Here is a 12,744-nt window from a genome sequence, read left to right on the forward strand (position 1 = left end):
GCACAGCCGACTGCAGTCATTGCCCGTAGGTTCTGCTCGAGTCCATCGCCATCCCTTCGTGAGCACCTCCCGCCCGGGTCCCCTCAAGCGCTGGGAGCGACGGTTCGAGCGGCTGCTGTGGAAGCTGCGGCTGGTGGCGATCCTGCCGGTGATCATGAGCCTGGTGAGCACGGTGGTCACATTCACCCTGGGCACGATGGAGATCGCCAACTCCATCGTGCAGTTGCTGGCGGGCAGCAGCAGCAAGGGATTCATCCCCCAGCTGCTGGGGGGAGTCGTCTCCGGCATCGACCTCTATCTGATCGGCATCGCCCTGCTGATCTTTGGCTACGGCGTCTATGAGTTGCTGATCTCGCCGATCGATGCGGCCCGGGTGGACGACCGCAGCGGTCATGGCCTGCTCGACATCCGCGATCTGGATCAGCTCAAGGAGAAGCTGGTGAAAGTGCTGGTGGTGGCCCTGATCGTGGCCGCCTTCAAGTCGATGCTCACCCTGCCGATCACCGACGGCGCCTCCCTGGCCTTGTTCTGCCTCAGTGTGCTGCTGCTGGCCCTCAGCGGTTACCTGGTGGCGGGCCATGGCGGCAATGGCCGCTGGCAGCAGTCGCCAATGGCATCAGTTGATGAAGCCGGCCGCAAATCCACGGAGGGTTGATAGCAACTCCGCTGGTACGTTGAAATGAGAAAACACGTCCGCTCCATGTCACTACGCCAGATTTTGTCGAGCGGCCTGTTGCGGGGCTCTCTGTTGCGGGGATGTCTGTTGCGCGGAGGCCTCGCCGCAGCGGCAGTCACCTCAACGCTGATCCTGAGTGCAGGCGAGGGGAAAAGCCAGGTTCTCTACACCCTCACCACCCAGTGCAGCCTCAAGGGCGCACCCGCCAAAGCCTGCATTGTCGAAGCGGTCAACGAGGGTGAATCCACCCTCTACCGCCACAAGATCAGCGGGGAGGTGCTGACGGTCCGGGTGCGTGATCAACCCGTGCGCATGGATCTCTGGTCCAATGACTCCAAGTCGTGGGCCAGCCTGACGCGGGCCGAAGCCCGTTTCTCCACCAACACGGTTTGCTTCAACGGCACGGATCTCTGTGTTGTCAATCCCAACTACCTCAACAGCGTCCTCCAGAACCGTGCTGCTGTGATGAAGAACCGTGATCACGTGATGGTCCACTTCGGCAACGACGGCCGGATTGATGCCACCTGCTACGACGACGGCTGCGACGTGGTGCGCAAATGAAAGGGATCGCTGGATTCAGCCTGTTGCTCTCCGGCGTGCTCGCCTTCCCCACCGGCGCAGCACTGGCCCTGGACACTCCCCTGGGGGTCAGCCAGGGACCGATCAGTTCTGAGCTGCTGGCACGGGGCGGCGGCGGTGGTCGCGGCGGCGGCGGCGGTCGCGGCGGCGGTGGTGGCGGTAGCCGTGGAGGCGGCGGCGGCCGCAGCGGTGGTGGTGGTGGTGGTGGTGGCAGAAGTCACAGCGGTGGCAACCATGCCCGCACCGGCATGGGCGGCGGCGGCAGCCTGGATCGCGGCAACAGCCGTCCAAGCGGTGGCTGGAGCAACAGGGTGTCGTCACCCTCGGCGCGGCCATCGATCCAGCGGCCGTCCGGTGCCAGCAGCATCGGCCGCGGTGACGGCAATCGCGGCGTGGCCACCAACCGCGACAGGACCCCCAATCGCCCTGGCACTCTCAATTCCAGCGGCACTCGCGATTTCAACCGACCGGGCACAGGCACTCGCGACCTCAATCGCGATGGCAACAGTTCCATCAATCGGGACGTGAACCGAAACATCAACCGCGATGTGAATCGCAACGTCAATCGGGATGTCAACCGGAACGTCAACCGAAACGTGAATTGGAACACGAATCGGCGCGTGAACATCGGCAATGTCAATGTGAATCCTGGCTGGGCTCGCCCGGGCTGGGGTGTGGCGCGCCCGTGGAATCACGGCTGGTATGGCGGCTGGTCGTCTCCCACCTGGGGATGGTGGGGAGCCAGAGCGGCTACCTGGGGGGTGGCCTCCCTGGCCACGGCAGCGATCGTCAACAGTGCGGTCGACAACGCCGTGAGCAGCAACTCCACTTACATCGTGGTGCCCAACACCAACTACCAGCTGCTTTTCGGCTCCGTGGAACCCTCCGGCTCCCAGGGTGTCAACTTCGCCGTCACCGCCGATGGCAGCACCTACCAACTCTCGGCCGATTGCAACCAAGGATTGCTGGATGGCCGTGAACCCAGCAGCTCCGAGGAAGCGGAGCTGCTCAATGCCGCCTGTCAGGTGGCCTTCGGCAACGTCTGAGCCCACCACGCAGCACAGGGCTGAACGGCAGATGCTGCCCAGGCTGATCAGGCCTCGGCAGCTGGCAGGGAGGCCTCGATCTGCTGCGCCAGCAGCAGGCAGGCATCCATCTCGGCCCAGAGCAGTTCCCTTCTCTGGGCATCCACCACGTAAGACCGCTGGTGCAGGTCGCGGCCCATATAGAGCAGGGCGTCACGAATCCGGCGCCAGTCGTCGGCTGTGCACTCGGGTGACGCGCAGGGGAGCTCGTCATCCATGGGACCGATTGCGCAAAGGGTTCAGCCATTGGATCACGTCCGGATGCCCTTCCTCACTTCTTCCCGCTACCGCGTCACCCCCCCTGCATCAGGAAAGAAGTCCGCTCGGTCTGACCCATCCCAGCCACTGCTTGTAGTGACCCGAACTGATGGATAGGGGCGATGGCCGTTTGCTGGTTGTTCGGTGGAGGCAGGGCGAACCAGGTCTCGGGCCATGCTCCGCCGGCCCTCCGGACCGGCGGAGCTGACCACAGCGCAGTGGCTGCCCAGGCCGAGGGCGAGCTTCCATCATTCCTGCCAGGCCGACCAGAGCGGAGGCCGCCCCCCAGAGCGCCAGAACGACGAGGAGCGAGAGGAGGCAGTCAAGGGGTGGCTTGACGCTGCAGTACAGGAGCGCCCACAACGTGGTGGGTCCCAGGGTCACAACAGTCGCCAATCCCCCCGCCAGAGCCACCCCGAAGAGCAGGATGCGCAACAGTCTGCGGCCGGATCGTTTGGCGCTGCCTGGACTTTGGATCATTCCGATGCTCCCTGCCAGTCACCCCGGCAGGCGGCTTGGTATTGACAATCCTGCATCGTCGTGAAGCCCACGCCAGAGCGGGCACGAGCAGGAGGTGCTGCTGCGTGGGGTCGCAATGCTAATTGAAGCGATAACAGAAGACCGCCACTACCGATCCTGCCCCTCACATGGCTTCGACCCAGGATTATACCAACTATCCTCGATCGCTGAGTTGCAAATTCAGCGATCAGGATTCATAGTGAATCAACAGAGCCGCGCAATCAGCTCCGCACCAGTCAGCCTCTGACTGCCCTCTTCACCCTCCAGAAAGGGTCACAGAACCTCCTGAGTTACACCACTCGGAGGGGCGCTACCTCTGGTTGTTGCAGTTGGTCTCTCCTAAGTTGCTCGTTCATGCGGTTCCCGTATGATTCAAAAGTGGCACTAAGTAGCCCTGCTGCAGCTATCAACTCTTTGCTGGCCTTGTGCAAAATGAAACTTATGTCTCATCTGCTATCTGTGGTCGCAATGCCCCTGCTTGCCAATGAGATAGTCGGGTCTCAGATTAGCATTGTCAATGCAACCAGTGAGACTATGGTTGGCCTTACGTTGGTCACCACTACAAGTTCGAGCCCTTCAGCGAAAAGCTCCAGCACCGCAGCGCTTGGCAACATCGCGCCAGGCCAGCGAATCGAGCGACGACTGGCCACTGGAGACGTGATTGAGCAGTTTCAAGTGCAATATCAGATGGGTGAATCTGAGCACACCAACAGTTGCGGCCCTGTCCAATCTGGAGATCGTGTCACTTTGACGATCTCTTCCATGGAAACGTCTTGCGATTTCGAGGCTCTTTAGTTGGACAGATTTCGCCCGTGACATCGTTACCCCTGGGCGGGTGAAGTGGCCAGTGCTGTCACTGACGGGCAGGCTTGCTCCCTTTCTTCGGCTTTGCCTCGGCCATCACGCGCCACCAGACCGACCCGCCATCCTTGCGGCGCTCCAGCTCGAAGCCAGGCCGTGGCCGGTGGCCGCTGCTCCAGCCGCGAACCGTGCCCGAAGACGCCCCCAGCAATCGGGCCAGCTCTGTAGTGCTCAGCCAGTGGCCGGCATCAACAGCGCGGGCCAGACCCTCGGGCACAGCTAGCGGATCAGCCAGAGAGGCAGCGGGCGCCATCGCCGCGGCCAGCTGGGCCAAGGCAGCAATGGCATCACTGCCGGCAGTCAGTGCCATCACTGGCGACCGCTTGACCCTGTCACTGCTGGCAGCTGGTGCCATCACTGATGCCTCCCCAGTCCCGTCACTGCCGGCAGAGGCTGGCGTCACTGACAGGGGGAAGTTGGCCAGGGTGCCTTGGTTCCTCAGGTGCGCGGCCAGCTTATCGCCCAGGGAAACGTGCTCAGCAGGCCAGACCGTACGGGTGCTCGATTCCCGGCGCAGCTGCACCCCCAAGGCCTTGGCGCGGACCTTAATCGCGTTGTTGCTCTTCACCGCCCAGTGCTCACAGCACTCGGCCAGGGTCAGATCCGGGAGGGCACCAAGAGCAGTTACTTGCAGTAGTTGGAACGGATAGGCAGCTGCTTCTACAGCTTGGCTCAACCCACCGGGGTACTGCTACATGCCGTGCCTGGTTCTGACTTCATGCTCCTGACCTCCGTATGACCTCAATGAGCTGGCAGGCCGACTTGATTACCGCTGTTGCAGGTTCACTCCGACCAGGCTGGTCGTTCCACTCTTACCCCTCGCTCCTGATCAGCATTCAATCGATCAAGAGCTGTGGCACCTAATTCAGCTCTTGCTTAGATTCCACCATCACGGATGACAGCAAGTACGATATTTGCGCATGCCTCGGCATCAGAAAGAGCATCATGGTGGTTGAGGCTGAGATTTAGATATCGACAGACATCTGGTAATTTTGTTGGTCGGATGTTCCAAGTCTTCCGGGCTAGCTGCACAGTGCACAGATAGGGCTGGAGAGGCGGCGGCATAGAGGCGTTATGACAGCAGGCCCGCATGACATGCTCGTCGAAACTGGCGTTATGGGCTGCGATGAAACGTGCACCAAACAAGTAAGGCTCGAGCTCAGGCCAGAGGTCCCTGAATAACGGGGCTTCTGCTACCTGTGGCCAGCTGATTCCGTGTATGTGAGTGAAAAGAAAGTTCCGTCGAGGCGGGCGAATCAGCCGTTGCACGCGATGAACGATTGAGTGCCCTTCCACCCGCACCAGCGCGATCGAACAAGCGCTGTCTCTGCCCTGATCTGCGATCTCGAAGTCTAGCGCCACGAAACAGTCGGTTTCTAGACCAGAATTACTCAACTTGGTCGATCGGACAGGAGGCCGCTTTGCGGTAAGACGAGCAGGAAAAAATCCGAGCGATGCTTGGGAGTGTCAAGAGCCACCTTCCCGAAGGAGCTCTTGCTTGAAAGGCGCTTAGCCAGCGCTTCATCAGCCCTACGCAGGAACTCCCTCTCATCCGACTCTATGCAGATGGCGCCCCAGCGTCGGCGATATTCCCAAAGTTCTTCATAGCGATCCACGTCCTTGGCCGACCAGCGAAGGGCTCTGAGTTCATCGCCTCGGGATGTGTCGTCCATGAGCATGTCAGAAAGTTGTCACTGATAAACATTTACGGCGATCACGCACTACAAGCCAATGACTAACCGCTTAGCAATTGTTTTCACGGAGACTGTGACTACAAGGTAGTGATCTTTTCGTGCTGTCTTTCTGAGCTTTGACTTGGAGGTGGTTAGTACCTATAGAGTGCCAAAGACTTTGGTCCGGCCAAGTGGGTTGACTTGCGAAAGGTGGGCCTCACAGCCGTGATCGCACCAGCACCGGCTCGTGGGCCCACCGTACGTCGCCCCGGATCGTCACCCCGAATGCTGAGAGCAGCGGGTCGTACACCGACACCCGGACATGCAGGGTTGATCGCCAAGCCTGAACCTGAACGCCTCGCTGCTGCTGAAGCCGTGCTCACTGGCTGGGCGGTTCCTGTTTCCTATGGAGGGGAGCGTGCCTGTTACTTCCCTCAGCTTGATCGCATCCAGCTGCCCGAGCGCCAGGCATTCCATTCAGCTTCCGGCTTCTATGCCACCTGGGCCCATGAAGCCATTCACTCCACTGGCCATCCCAGCCGCCTCAAGCGGCACCTGAGCGGTCGCATGGGATCGATGACCTATGCCCGCGAGGAGCTTGGTGGCTGAGATGGGGGCGGTGCTGCTGGGGGATCAGCTGGAGATCGGTAGTGCGATGGAGAACCATGCCGCGTACCTGGGGCACTGGATCGAGCTGCTCAAGGAACACCCGCAGGTGCTGTTCCAGGTGCTGGGGGAGGCCAGGCAGGCGGTCGAATTGATCGCCCCACAGGCGCTGGGAAGTGATGAATCGGCTCTGGGAGAACGTCAAACCCCGCCCCGATGATCCACCGACACCCCACCAGCCCCTCGTTGTTCTCGGGGGGTGGGATCGGTGTGGGACAGCTGGACCACTCACCCCTTGCCCGGGCCGGGCTGTCAGCGTTTGTCAGTACTGACAGAAAAGCTCGTCAATGGGCCCCAACGACCTGCAACCTGCCTCAACTTCCGTGAGCCTGGCTCTTCGCCAAGTTCCTGGCCGCGCACGGAGTTTCAGCCGAAGAAGAAGGTGAAAACGGAATGGGTCGCCTGAGATTCGAACTCAGGACCAATCGGTTAAAAGCCGAGTGCTCTACCGCTGAGCTAGCGACCCGCCCTGATGGGCTGCCCTCGCGGGCACCTCTGGAACGTATCACCCAGGGGGCACCTCTTCCAAGGGAGCATGGACGGGTCATCAGGGGGCGCTGATCCCCCGGTTGCCCTGCACCGCCATGTCCTCTGCACCCTGGCCCGATCCCAGCGTTCACCCCGAGGCCTGGGTGGCCCCCTCGGCGGTGGTCATCGGTGATGTGAGTCTCGGCGCCGGAGCGAGCCTCTGGCCGATGGCGGTGGCCCGAGGCGACCTCTGCAGCATCCGCATCGGGGCCAACAGCAACGTCCAGGACGGCGCGGTGCTGCACGGCGATCCAGGCCAGCCGGTGCTGATTGGCGTGGGGGTGACCATCGGCCACCGGGCCGTGGTCCATGGCGCCACCCTCGGCGACGGCTGCCTGATCGGCATCGGCGCCATCGTTCTCAATGGGGTGCGTGTCGGTGAGGGGGCCCTGGTGGCCGCCGGGGCGGTGGTGACCCGCGACGTGCCCCCTCGCACCCTGGTGGCGGGCATCCCGGCACAGGCTCGGCGCAGCCTGAGTGAAGAGGAGGTTGCCGAGCAGTTCCAGCACGCCCTGCGCTACAGCCAGCTGGCCGCCGTCCATGCCGGTCGCGGAGCCTGATTGCTGAGATTTGGATCAACAGCCCAGCTGCCCTTCGGGAGCGGCGGCTGCGGTCCGTAAGATCTGGATACCAAGACTCCCTGACGATGGACGTACGGCTGCTGCTGGTTACCGCCCCGATCCTGCTCGCCGTGGCCTGGGCTGTGTTCAACATCGGCCGTGCGGCCGTCGGTCAGCTGCAACTGATGCTCAAGCGTTCCCGGGCCTGATGGTGCTAGTGATCGGTGCCGGCCTCGCCGGCACCGAAGCGGCCTGGCAGATCGCCCAGGCGGGCCTGCCGGTGCGGCTGGTGGAGATGCGCCCAGTGCGGCGCTCCCCCGCCCACCACAGCGCCGAATTTGCCGAGCTGGTGTGCAGCAACAGCTTCGGCGCCCTCTCCAGTGATCGGGCCGCTGGATTGCTGCAGGAGGAACTGCGCCAGCTGGGTTCGCTGGTGATCGGCACCGCCGACGGCCACGCCGTTCCCGCCGGTGGTGCGCTGGCGGTGGATCGCGGTCGCTTCAGTGCCGATCTCACCCGCATTCTTGAAACCCATCCCCTGATCCAGGTGGAGCGTGCCGAGCAGTTGCAGCTGCCGGGGGCGGAAGAGATCTCCGTGCTGGCCACCGGCCCGCTCACCAGCGATGACCTGGCCGAGGATCTGCGCCGTTTCACCGGCCGCGGCGACTGTCATTTCTTCGACGCCGCCAGCCCGATCGTGGCGGGCGAGAGCATCGATCTGGAGGTGGCCTTCCGCGCCAGCCGCTACGACAAGGGCGACGCCGACTACATCAACTGCCCGATGGACCGGGAGCAGTACGAGCGGTTCCGACAGGCCCTGCTGGAGGCCGAGCAGGCCGAACTCAAGGATTTCGAACAGGAGAGCGCCAGCTTCTTTGAGGGCTGCCTGCCGATTGAGGAGCTGGCCCGCCGCGGCGACGAGACCATGCGCTACGGCCCGCTCAAACCGATCGGCCTCTGGGATCCACGCTGGGGCGACCTCCACGACCGCGAGCTGCGCCGCGCCAAGCGGGCCCATGCCGTGGTGCAGCTGCGTCAGGAAGACCGCGACGGACGCCTCTGGAACCTGGTGGGCTTCCAGACCAACCTGAAGTGGGGCGAACAGAAACGGGTGCTGCGGCTGATTCCAGGCCTGGAGAACGCCGAGTTCGTGCGCTTCGGGGTGATGCACCGCAACACCTTCCTCGAATCTCCCCAGCTGCTGGATCCCACCCTGCAGTTCCGGCAGCGGCCCACCCTGCTGGCAGCCGGACAGATCACCGGCACCGAGGGCTATGCCGCCGCGGTGGCCGGCGGCTGGCTGGCTGGCACAAACGCCGCCCGCCTCGCCCATGGCCAGAGCCCGATCGCCCTGCCGCCCACCACCATGATCGGCGCCCTCACCCACTTCATCGCCGAAGCCCCCAGCGCCAGGTTCCAGCCGATGCCCCCCAACTTCGGCCTGATGCCCGAGCTGAGTGTTCGGGTGCGGGAGAAGCGGGCCCGCTATGGCGCCTACCGCGACCGGGCCCTGGCTGATCTGGCGCCGTTCAGGCCCGCAGCTCACAGTGCTGCGCTGACCTTTGCCTAGGGTCGAGCCTGCCAGCCGGCCCAGCCCCGTGAGCGTCCTCTCCAGCCCCGACAGCGCCGCCATCACCAGCCCGGCAGCCCCCGAAATCTGGGACGCCGTGGTGATCGGCTCCGGCATCGGCGGCCTGGTGACGGCCACCCAGTTGGCAGCCAAGGGCGCCCGGGTGCTGGTGCTGGAGCGCTACTTGATCCCCGGCGGCAGCGGCGGCAGCTTCGAGCGTCAGGGCTACACCTTCGATGTGGGCGCCTCGATGATCTTCGGCTTCGGTGAGAAGGGGCACACCAACCTGCTCACCCGCGCCTTGGCCGATGTGGGCGAGCGCCAGGACACTATCCCCGACCCAGCCCAGCTCGAGTACCACCTTCCTGGCGGGCTGCACGTGGCGGTGGATCGCGACTACGACACCTTCATCGACCGGCTTTCGGCTCTGTTCCCCCATGAAGCCACCGGCATCCGCCGCTTCTACGACGCCTGCTGGAGCGTGTTCCGCTGCCTCGATGCGATGCCGCTGCTCTCGCTCGAGGATCCGGCCTACCTGGCGAAGGTGTTCGTGCGGGCGCCGCTGGCCTGCCTCGGGCTGGCCCGCTGGCTGCCGGTGAATGTGGGCGATGTGGCCCGGCGGCACATCAAGGATCCGGCGCTGCTCAAGTTCATCGACATCGAGTGCTTCTGCTGGTCGGTGATGCCGGCTGATCGCACACCGATGATCAACGCCGGCATGGTCTTCTCCGACCGCCATGCCGGTGGGATCAACTATCCCCGCGGCGGCGTGGGCTCGATCGCCCGCCACCTGGTGCGGGGCCTGGAGCGCCATGGCGGCGCGATCCGCTACCGCTCCCGCGTCACCCGCGTCCTGATTGAGGCCGGTAAGGCCGTGGGGGTGGAGCTGGCGGGCGGGGAAACGATCCGGGCCCGGCGGGTGATCTCCAACGCCACCCGCTGGGACACCTTCGGGGGTCTGGTGGAGGAGGCCCAGGTGCCGGCCGCCGAGCACACCTGGCGGCGGCGCTACAAGGCTTCGCCCTCGTTCCTCTCCCTGCATCTGGGGGTGAACGCTGAAGTGATTCCTGCCGGCAGCCACTGCCACCACCTCGTGCTGGAGGAGTGGAGCGCCATGGAGGCGGAACAGGGCACGATCTTTCTCTCGATTCCCACCCTGCTGGATCCGGCCCTGGCGCCGGAGGGGAGGCACATCGTCCATGCCTTCACCCCCTCAAGCCTGGAGGCCTGGCAGGGGCTCTCCCCCAGCGACTACCGCGCCGAGAAGCAAGCGGCGGCCGATCGGCTGATCCAGCGCCTGGAGCCGATCCTGCCGGGCCTGGGGGCCGCCATCAGCCATCGGGAGGTGGGCACCCCCCGGAGCCACCGCCGTTTCCTCGGCCGCCACCAGGGCAGCTACGGACCGGTGCCGGCCCTGCGCCTGCCGGGGCTGCTGCCGATGCCCTTCAACCGCAGCGGCATCCCCGGCCTCTACCTGGTGGGGGATTCCTGCTTCCCCGGCCAGGGGCTCAATGCGGTGGCCTTCAGCGGTTTTGCCTGCGCCCACCGCGTCGGCGCCGACCTGGGCCTCAACCCCTGGGCGCTGCCTGAGTGAGCGGCCATCACGGCCAGGCCACGCTCGCGTCCATCGTTCCCGCTCCATAGGGTGAGCACCATTGATGGTCATCTCCCCCATGGGCTCCGCTCCCGCCCCCAGCCACGAGGATCTCGCCCGCTACCTGGAGCAGAACGGCGCCCTCACCAAGCCCTGGCTGATGCTGCAACTGCGCCTGAGCCGGCTCAAAAAGGAAAAGGACTCCATGGGTGCCGACGAATACCTGCGCCGGGTGCAGGATGCCCACACCGATCTGATGCGGCTGGGCAGCTTCTGGCGCGGCCGCGAAGCCGAACTGTTCGGCCACAGCTGAGCGCCATGGCCTCGAACCCACCAGGAGCGCCACCGGATCAGCCCCAGACCTACCCGGTGGCTCCGCTGATTCGCTTCACCCTGCTGGGGCTATATCTGGCCTTGGTGCTGCCCCTGCCGCTGCTGGCCCCCCCCACCCTGCGGCCCTGGCTCACGGCCGCCCTGCCGCTGGGACTGGTTCTGGTGGCCGCCCTGCTCAGCGAGCGAGTGAGGCTGGATCAGGAGGGCATCACGGTGGGCCATCCTCGCTGGTGTGCCTGGCTGCTGCGCCGGGGCTGGCAGCTGCCCTGGCAGCAGCTGGAGGATCTCACCAGCGTTGGCACCAGCCAAGGTGGACGGGTCTATTACCTGCGAGCCCAGGACGGCCGCCGGCTGCTGCTGCCCCAGCGGGTGGCCCGCTTCCCAGCTTTCCTGCTGCAGGTGCAACGCGCCAGCGGCTTGGACCTTTCTGCAGTGGGACGCCTCTCACCCCCCTGGACCTACTGGGCGCTGGCGGGTCTCACTGGGGCCATGCTGCTGGGGGAGCTGGCAGCTCAGCTGCTGCTGGCGGCCTGAGATCGCACAGCGGCGGCCGGGCTGAGCGAAGGTTCTGGGGCTTCGGGAAGGGTTTCAAGGCTGAACCGGTAGCCCTGCTGGCGCACAGTTTCGATGCCGCCGCCTTCGCCGAGGCCGGCCAGCTCCAGCTTGCGGCGCAGGGTGAGCACCTGGGTGTCGACGGAGCGAGGTCCGCCACTGAAGGGAGGCCAGGCCATGCGCAGCAACTCCTGACGGCTGCGAACCATGCCCGGTGGCATCAGCAGGGCACAGAGCAGGGCAAACTCCCGCGGACTCAGCTCCACCGGTTGATCGCGCAGGGTGACCTGGCGCAGCAGCAGATGCACCTCCAGCGGCCCAACGCAGACCCGCTCCTGCAGGCCGGTGCCGCTGCGGCGCAAGAGGCTGCGGCAGCGGGCCGCCAGCTCCTCGAGGCCGAAGGGTTTGCGCAGCACGTCGTCGGCACCGGCATCCAGCAGGGCCACCACCGGATCAGCACCGCTGCGGGCCGTGAGCACCATCACCGGCGAGCGCAGATGGGCCGCCAGGCGCAGGGCTGAACCCTCTTCCAGCAGTTCGGCGCTCACCAGCAGATCGGGAGTCTGGTCGTCGCAGAGCTGCAGAGCTTCGGCGGCTGTGGCCACAGCCGCCGCGAGATAGCCGTCCTGACGCAGCCGCTGGGCCAGCACCGTACGCAGGGTGGGATGGGGATCGACCACCAGCACCCGCTTCAACAAGACGGCGCCGCCGGAACGGCGCTCCAGCGTCAGCTTGAGGGGCGTTGAATCTCTGGAATCAGGCGGTGGTGTGAGCTCCACACGCGGTCACGGGTGAGTCCCTAGGCTACTCGATACACTCCGGGAGCAGTCGGTATCCATCGATGCCACCCCCGCCCAGACAGCCTGTGCCCCAATGACCGCGCTGCAGAATCCCGACTCCATTCGTCACTTTCAGTCCCTCTGTGACGCCTGCCAGGATCTGGCCAGCCGTTACCACAGCCCATCAGAACTCAGGCTCTACGCCGATGGCTATCTGCACGCCCTGCGCCGCGGTTCCGTGCTGCAACCTCTGGATCAACGCCGGCTCGAAGACCTGATCGACCGCTGGATCATGGATCCCTCCAGCTTCATCGGCCCCGACGGCAACCTCAGCACCCTGTTCGAGAACAGCCGGAACTGAGGTCTGTGGCCTAGGGAAACTCTGATCAAGGCCACTTAACCCAATAAGCCTAGTCTCATTCTCGTCAATGAGACGATAATGAGCTGATTTAGCCCTTATTTTGCTCACTGCAGTCCGCCCAAAGACGTTCAGGCTGTTTTCGCCATGCTT

General features: G+C 64.5%; 16 protein-coding genes and 1 tRNA gene. 12 read left to right on the top strand and 5 right to left on the bottom strand.

Annotated elements, in window-relative coordinates; all coding sequences use genetic code 11:
* Window positions 1–58: 58 nt before the first annotated feature.
* From KBY67_RS04315 to KBY67_RS04325, 3 genes are read left to right on the top strand one after another with little or no spacing between them, the layout of a single operon-like run.
* Window positions 59–655 (top strand): YqhA family protein, encoded by a 597-nt coding sequence (locus KBY67_RS04315; RefSeq protein ID WP_255109102.1) that lies wholly within the window; start codon window positions 59–61, stop codon window positions 653–655.
* Between the two features lie 45 nt (window positions 656–700).
* A complete protein-coding gene (locus tag KBY67_RS04320) occupies window positions 701–1,237 on the top strand; it encodes a hypothetical protein (protein WP_255109104.1) in 537 nt (178 codons plus the stop codon).
* Window positions 1,234–2,301, top strand: coding sequence for a hypothetical protein (locus KBY67_RS04325; RefSeq protein ID WP_255109105.1), 1,068 nt, complete (start codon window positions 1,234–1,236; stop codon window positions 2,299–2,301). Before KBY67_RS04320 ends, KBY67_RS04325 begins: the two co-directional genes overlap by 4 nt.
* 47 nt (window positions 2,302–2,348) lie before the next feature.
* On the opposite strand, the gene KBY67_RS04330 is transcribed toward KBY67_RS04325, so the two are convergent.
* The 3 genes from KBY67_RS04330 to KBY67_RS04340 all read right to left on the bottom strand — a co-directional run bounded on the left by KBY67_RS04330 (window position 2,349) and on the right by KBY67_RS04340 (window position 5,340).
* Entirely contained in the window at window positions 2,349–2,558 is a 210-nt protein-coding gene (locus KBY67_RS04330) for a hypothetical protein (RefSeq protein ID WP_255109106.1), read from the bottom strand.
* A 1,412-nt stretch (window positions 2,559–3,970) separates the two neighbouring features.
* Window positions 3,971–4,288: a hypothetical protein gene (locus tag KBY67_RS04335; RefSeq protein WP_255109108.1), complete on the bottom strand. Its 318-nt coding sequence runs from the start codon at window positions 4,286–4,288 to the stop codon at window positions 3,971–3,973.
* A 566-nt stretch (window positions 4,289–4,854) separates the two neighbouring features.
* Entirely contained in the window at window positions 4,855–5,340 is a 486-nt protein-coding gene (locus tag KBY67_RS04340) for a 3'-5' exonuclease (RefSeq protein ID WP_255109145.1), read from the bottom strand.
* Window positions 5,341–6,026: 686 nt separating this feature from the next.
* On the opposite strand from KBY67_RS04340, the gene KBY67_RS04345 reads away from it, so the two are divergent.
* Together KBY67_RS04345 and KBY67_RS04350 are read left to right on the top strand one after the other, a co-directional pair.
* Window positions 6,027–6,260, top strand: a complete 234-nt coding sequence (locus KBY67_RS04345) for a zincin-like metallopeptidase domain-containing protein (protein ID WP_255109110.1) — start codon at window positions 6,027–6,029, stop codon at window positions 6,258–6,260.
* A 1-nt stretch (window position 6,261) separates the two neighbouring features.
* The gene (locus tag KBY67_RS04350) at window positions 6,262–6,477 is read left to right on the top strand and encodes a zincin-like metallopeptidase domain-containing protein (protein WP_255109147.1); all 216 of its coding nucleotides are present in this window, start codon (window positions 6,262–6,264) and stop codon (window positions 6,475–6,477) included.
* Window positions 6,478–6,711: 234 nt separating this feature from the next.
* On the opposite strand, the gene KBY67_RS04355 is transcribed toward KBY67_RS04350, so the two are convergent.
* A tRNA-Lys gene (locus KBY67_RS04355) sits at window positions 6,712–6,783 on the bottom strand.
* A 118-nt stretch (window positions 6,784–6,901) separates the two neighbouring features.
* Here KBY67_RS04355 and KBY67_RS04360 point away from each other — a divergent pair.
* From KBY67_RS04360 to KBY67_RS04385, 6 genes are all read left to right on the top strand, one after another.
* Window positions 6,902–7,405, top strand: coding sequence for a gamma carbonic anhydrase family protein (locus KBY67_RS04360; RefSeq protein ID WP_255109112.1), 504 nt, complete (start codon window positions 6,902–6,904; stop codon window positions 7,403–7,405).
* A gap of 86 nt (window positions 7,406–7,491) precedes the next feature.
* On the top strand, window positions 7,492–7,614 hold the full coding sequence (locus KBY67_RS04365; protein WP_255109114.1) for a photosystem II protein Y: 123 nt from the start codon (window positions 7,492–7,494) through the stop codon (window positions 7,612–7,614).
* Complete coding sequence (trmFO, locus tag KBY67_RS04370; RefSeq protein WP_255109116.1) at window positions 7,614–8,975, top strand: FADH(2)-oxidizing methylenetetrahydrofolate--tRNA-(uracil(54)-C(5))-methyltransferase TrmFO; 1,362 nt, start codon at window positions 7,614–7,616, stop codon at window positions 8,973–8,975. The genes KBY67_RS04365 and trmFO overlap by 1 nt, the downstream gene beginning before the upstream one ends.
* A gap of 28 nt (window positions 8,976–9,003) precedes the next feature.
* Window positions 9,004–10,569: a carotenoid isomerase gene (gene crtH / locus KBY67_RS04375; protein ID WP_255109118.1), complete on the top strand. Its 1,566-nt coding sequence runs from the start codon at window positions 9,004–9,006 to the stop codon at window positions 10,567–10,569.
* Between the two features lie 64 nt (window positions 10,570–10,633).
* Complete coding sequence (locus KBY67_RS04380; protein ID WP_315855547.1) at window positions 10,634–10,882, top strand: hypothetical protein; 249 nt, start codon at window positions 10,634–10,636, stop codon at window positions 10,880–10,882.
* Between the two features lie 5 nt (window positions 10,883–10,887).
* Window positions 10,888–11,436: a hypothetical protein gene (locus KBY67_RS04385; RefSeq protein ID WP_255109120.1), complete on the top strand. Its 549-nt coding sequence runs from the start codon at window positions 10,888–10,890 to the stop codon at window positions 11,434–11,436.
* Here the strand turns inward: KBY67_RS04385 and KBY67_RS04390 are convergent.
* Window positions 11,415–12,152: a response regulator transcription factor gene (locus KBY67_RS04390; RefSeq protein WP_255109151.1), complete on the bottom strand. Its 738-nt coding sequence runs from the start codon at window positions 12,150–12,152 to the stop codon at window positions 11,415–11,417. The two genes, KBY67_RS04385 and KBY67_RS04390, sit on opposite strands and share 22 nt — an antisense overlap.
* A 175-nt stretch (window positions 12,153–12,327) precedes the next feature.
* Between KBY67_RS04390 and KBY67_RS04395 the strand changes: the two genes are divergently transcribed.
* Entirely contained in the window at window positions 12,328–12,594 is a 267-nt protein-coding gene (locus KBY67_RS04395) for a DUF6761 family protein (RefSeq protein ID WP_255109129.1), read from the top strand.
* The last annotated feature ends 150 nt before the right edge of the window (window positions 12,595–12,744 follow it).

Origin of the sequence: Synechococcus sp. RedBA-s (genome assembly GCF_024345495.1) — a bacterium.
Classification (GTDB): domain Bacteria; phylum Cyanobacteriota; class Cyanobacteriia; order PCC-6307; family Cyanobiaceae; genus Regnicoccus_A.

Excerpts from the sequence above, each read along its gene's own strand:
- KBY67_RS04330 (WP_255109106.1), bottom strand. The coding sequence starts at position 2,558 with ATGGATGACGAGCTCCCCTGCGCGTCACCCGAGTGCACAGCCGACGAC.
- KBY67_RS04395 (WP_255109129.1), top strand. The coding sequence starts at position 12,328 with ATGACCGCGCTGCAGAATCCCGACTCCATTCGTCACTTTCAGTCCCTC.
- KBY67_RS04385 (WP_255109120.1), top strand. The coding sequence starts at position 10,888 with ATGGCCTCGAACCCACCAGGAGCGCCACCGGATCAGCCCCAGACCTAC.
- KBY67_RS04350 (WP_255109147.1), top strand. The coding sequence starts at position 6,262 with ATGGGGGCGGTGCTGCTGGGGGATCAGCTGGAGATCGGTAGTGCGATG.
- trmFO (WP_255109116.1), top strand. The coding sequence starts at position 7,614 with ATGGTGCTAGTGATCGGTGCCGGCCTCGCCGGCACCGAAGCGGCCTGG.
- KBY67_RS04325 (WP_255109105.1), top strand. The coding sequence starts at position 1,234 with ATGAAAGGGATCGCTGGATTCAGCCTGTTGCTCTCCGGCGTGCTCGCC.
- KBY67_RS04320 (WP_255109104.1), top strand. The coding sequence starts at position 701 with ATGTCACTACGCCAGATTTTGTCGAGCGGCCTGTTGCGGGGCTCTCTG.
- KBY67_RS04360 (WP_255109112.1), top strand. The coding sequence starts at position 6,902 with ATGTCCTCTGCACCCTGGCCCGATCCCAGCGTTCACCCCGAGGCCTGG.
- KBY67_RS04365 (WP_255109114.1), top strand. The coding sequence starts at position 7,492 with ATGGACGTACGGCTGCTGCTGGTTACCGCCCCGATCCTGCTCGCCGTG.
- KBY67_RS04380 (WP_315855547.1), top strand. The coding sequence starts at position 10,634 with ATGGTCATCTCCCCCATGGGCTCCGCTCCCGCCCCCAGCCACGAGGAT.
- KBY67_RS04335 (WP_255109108.1), bottom strand. The coding sequence starts at position 4,288 with ATGGCACTGACTGCCGGCAGTGATGCCATTGCTGCCTTGGCCCAGCTG.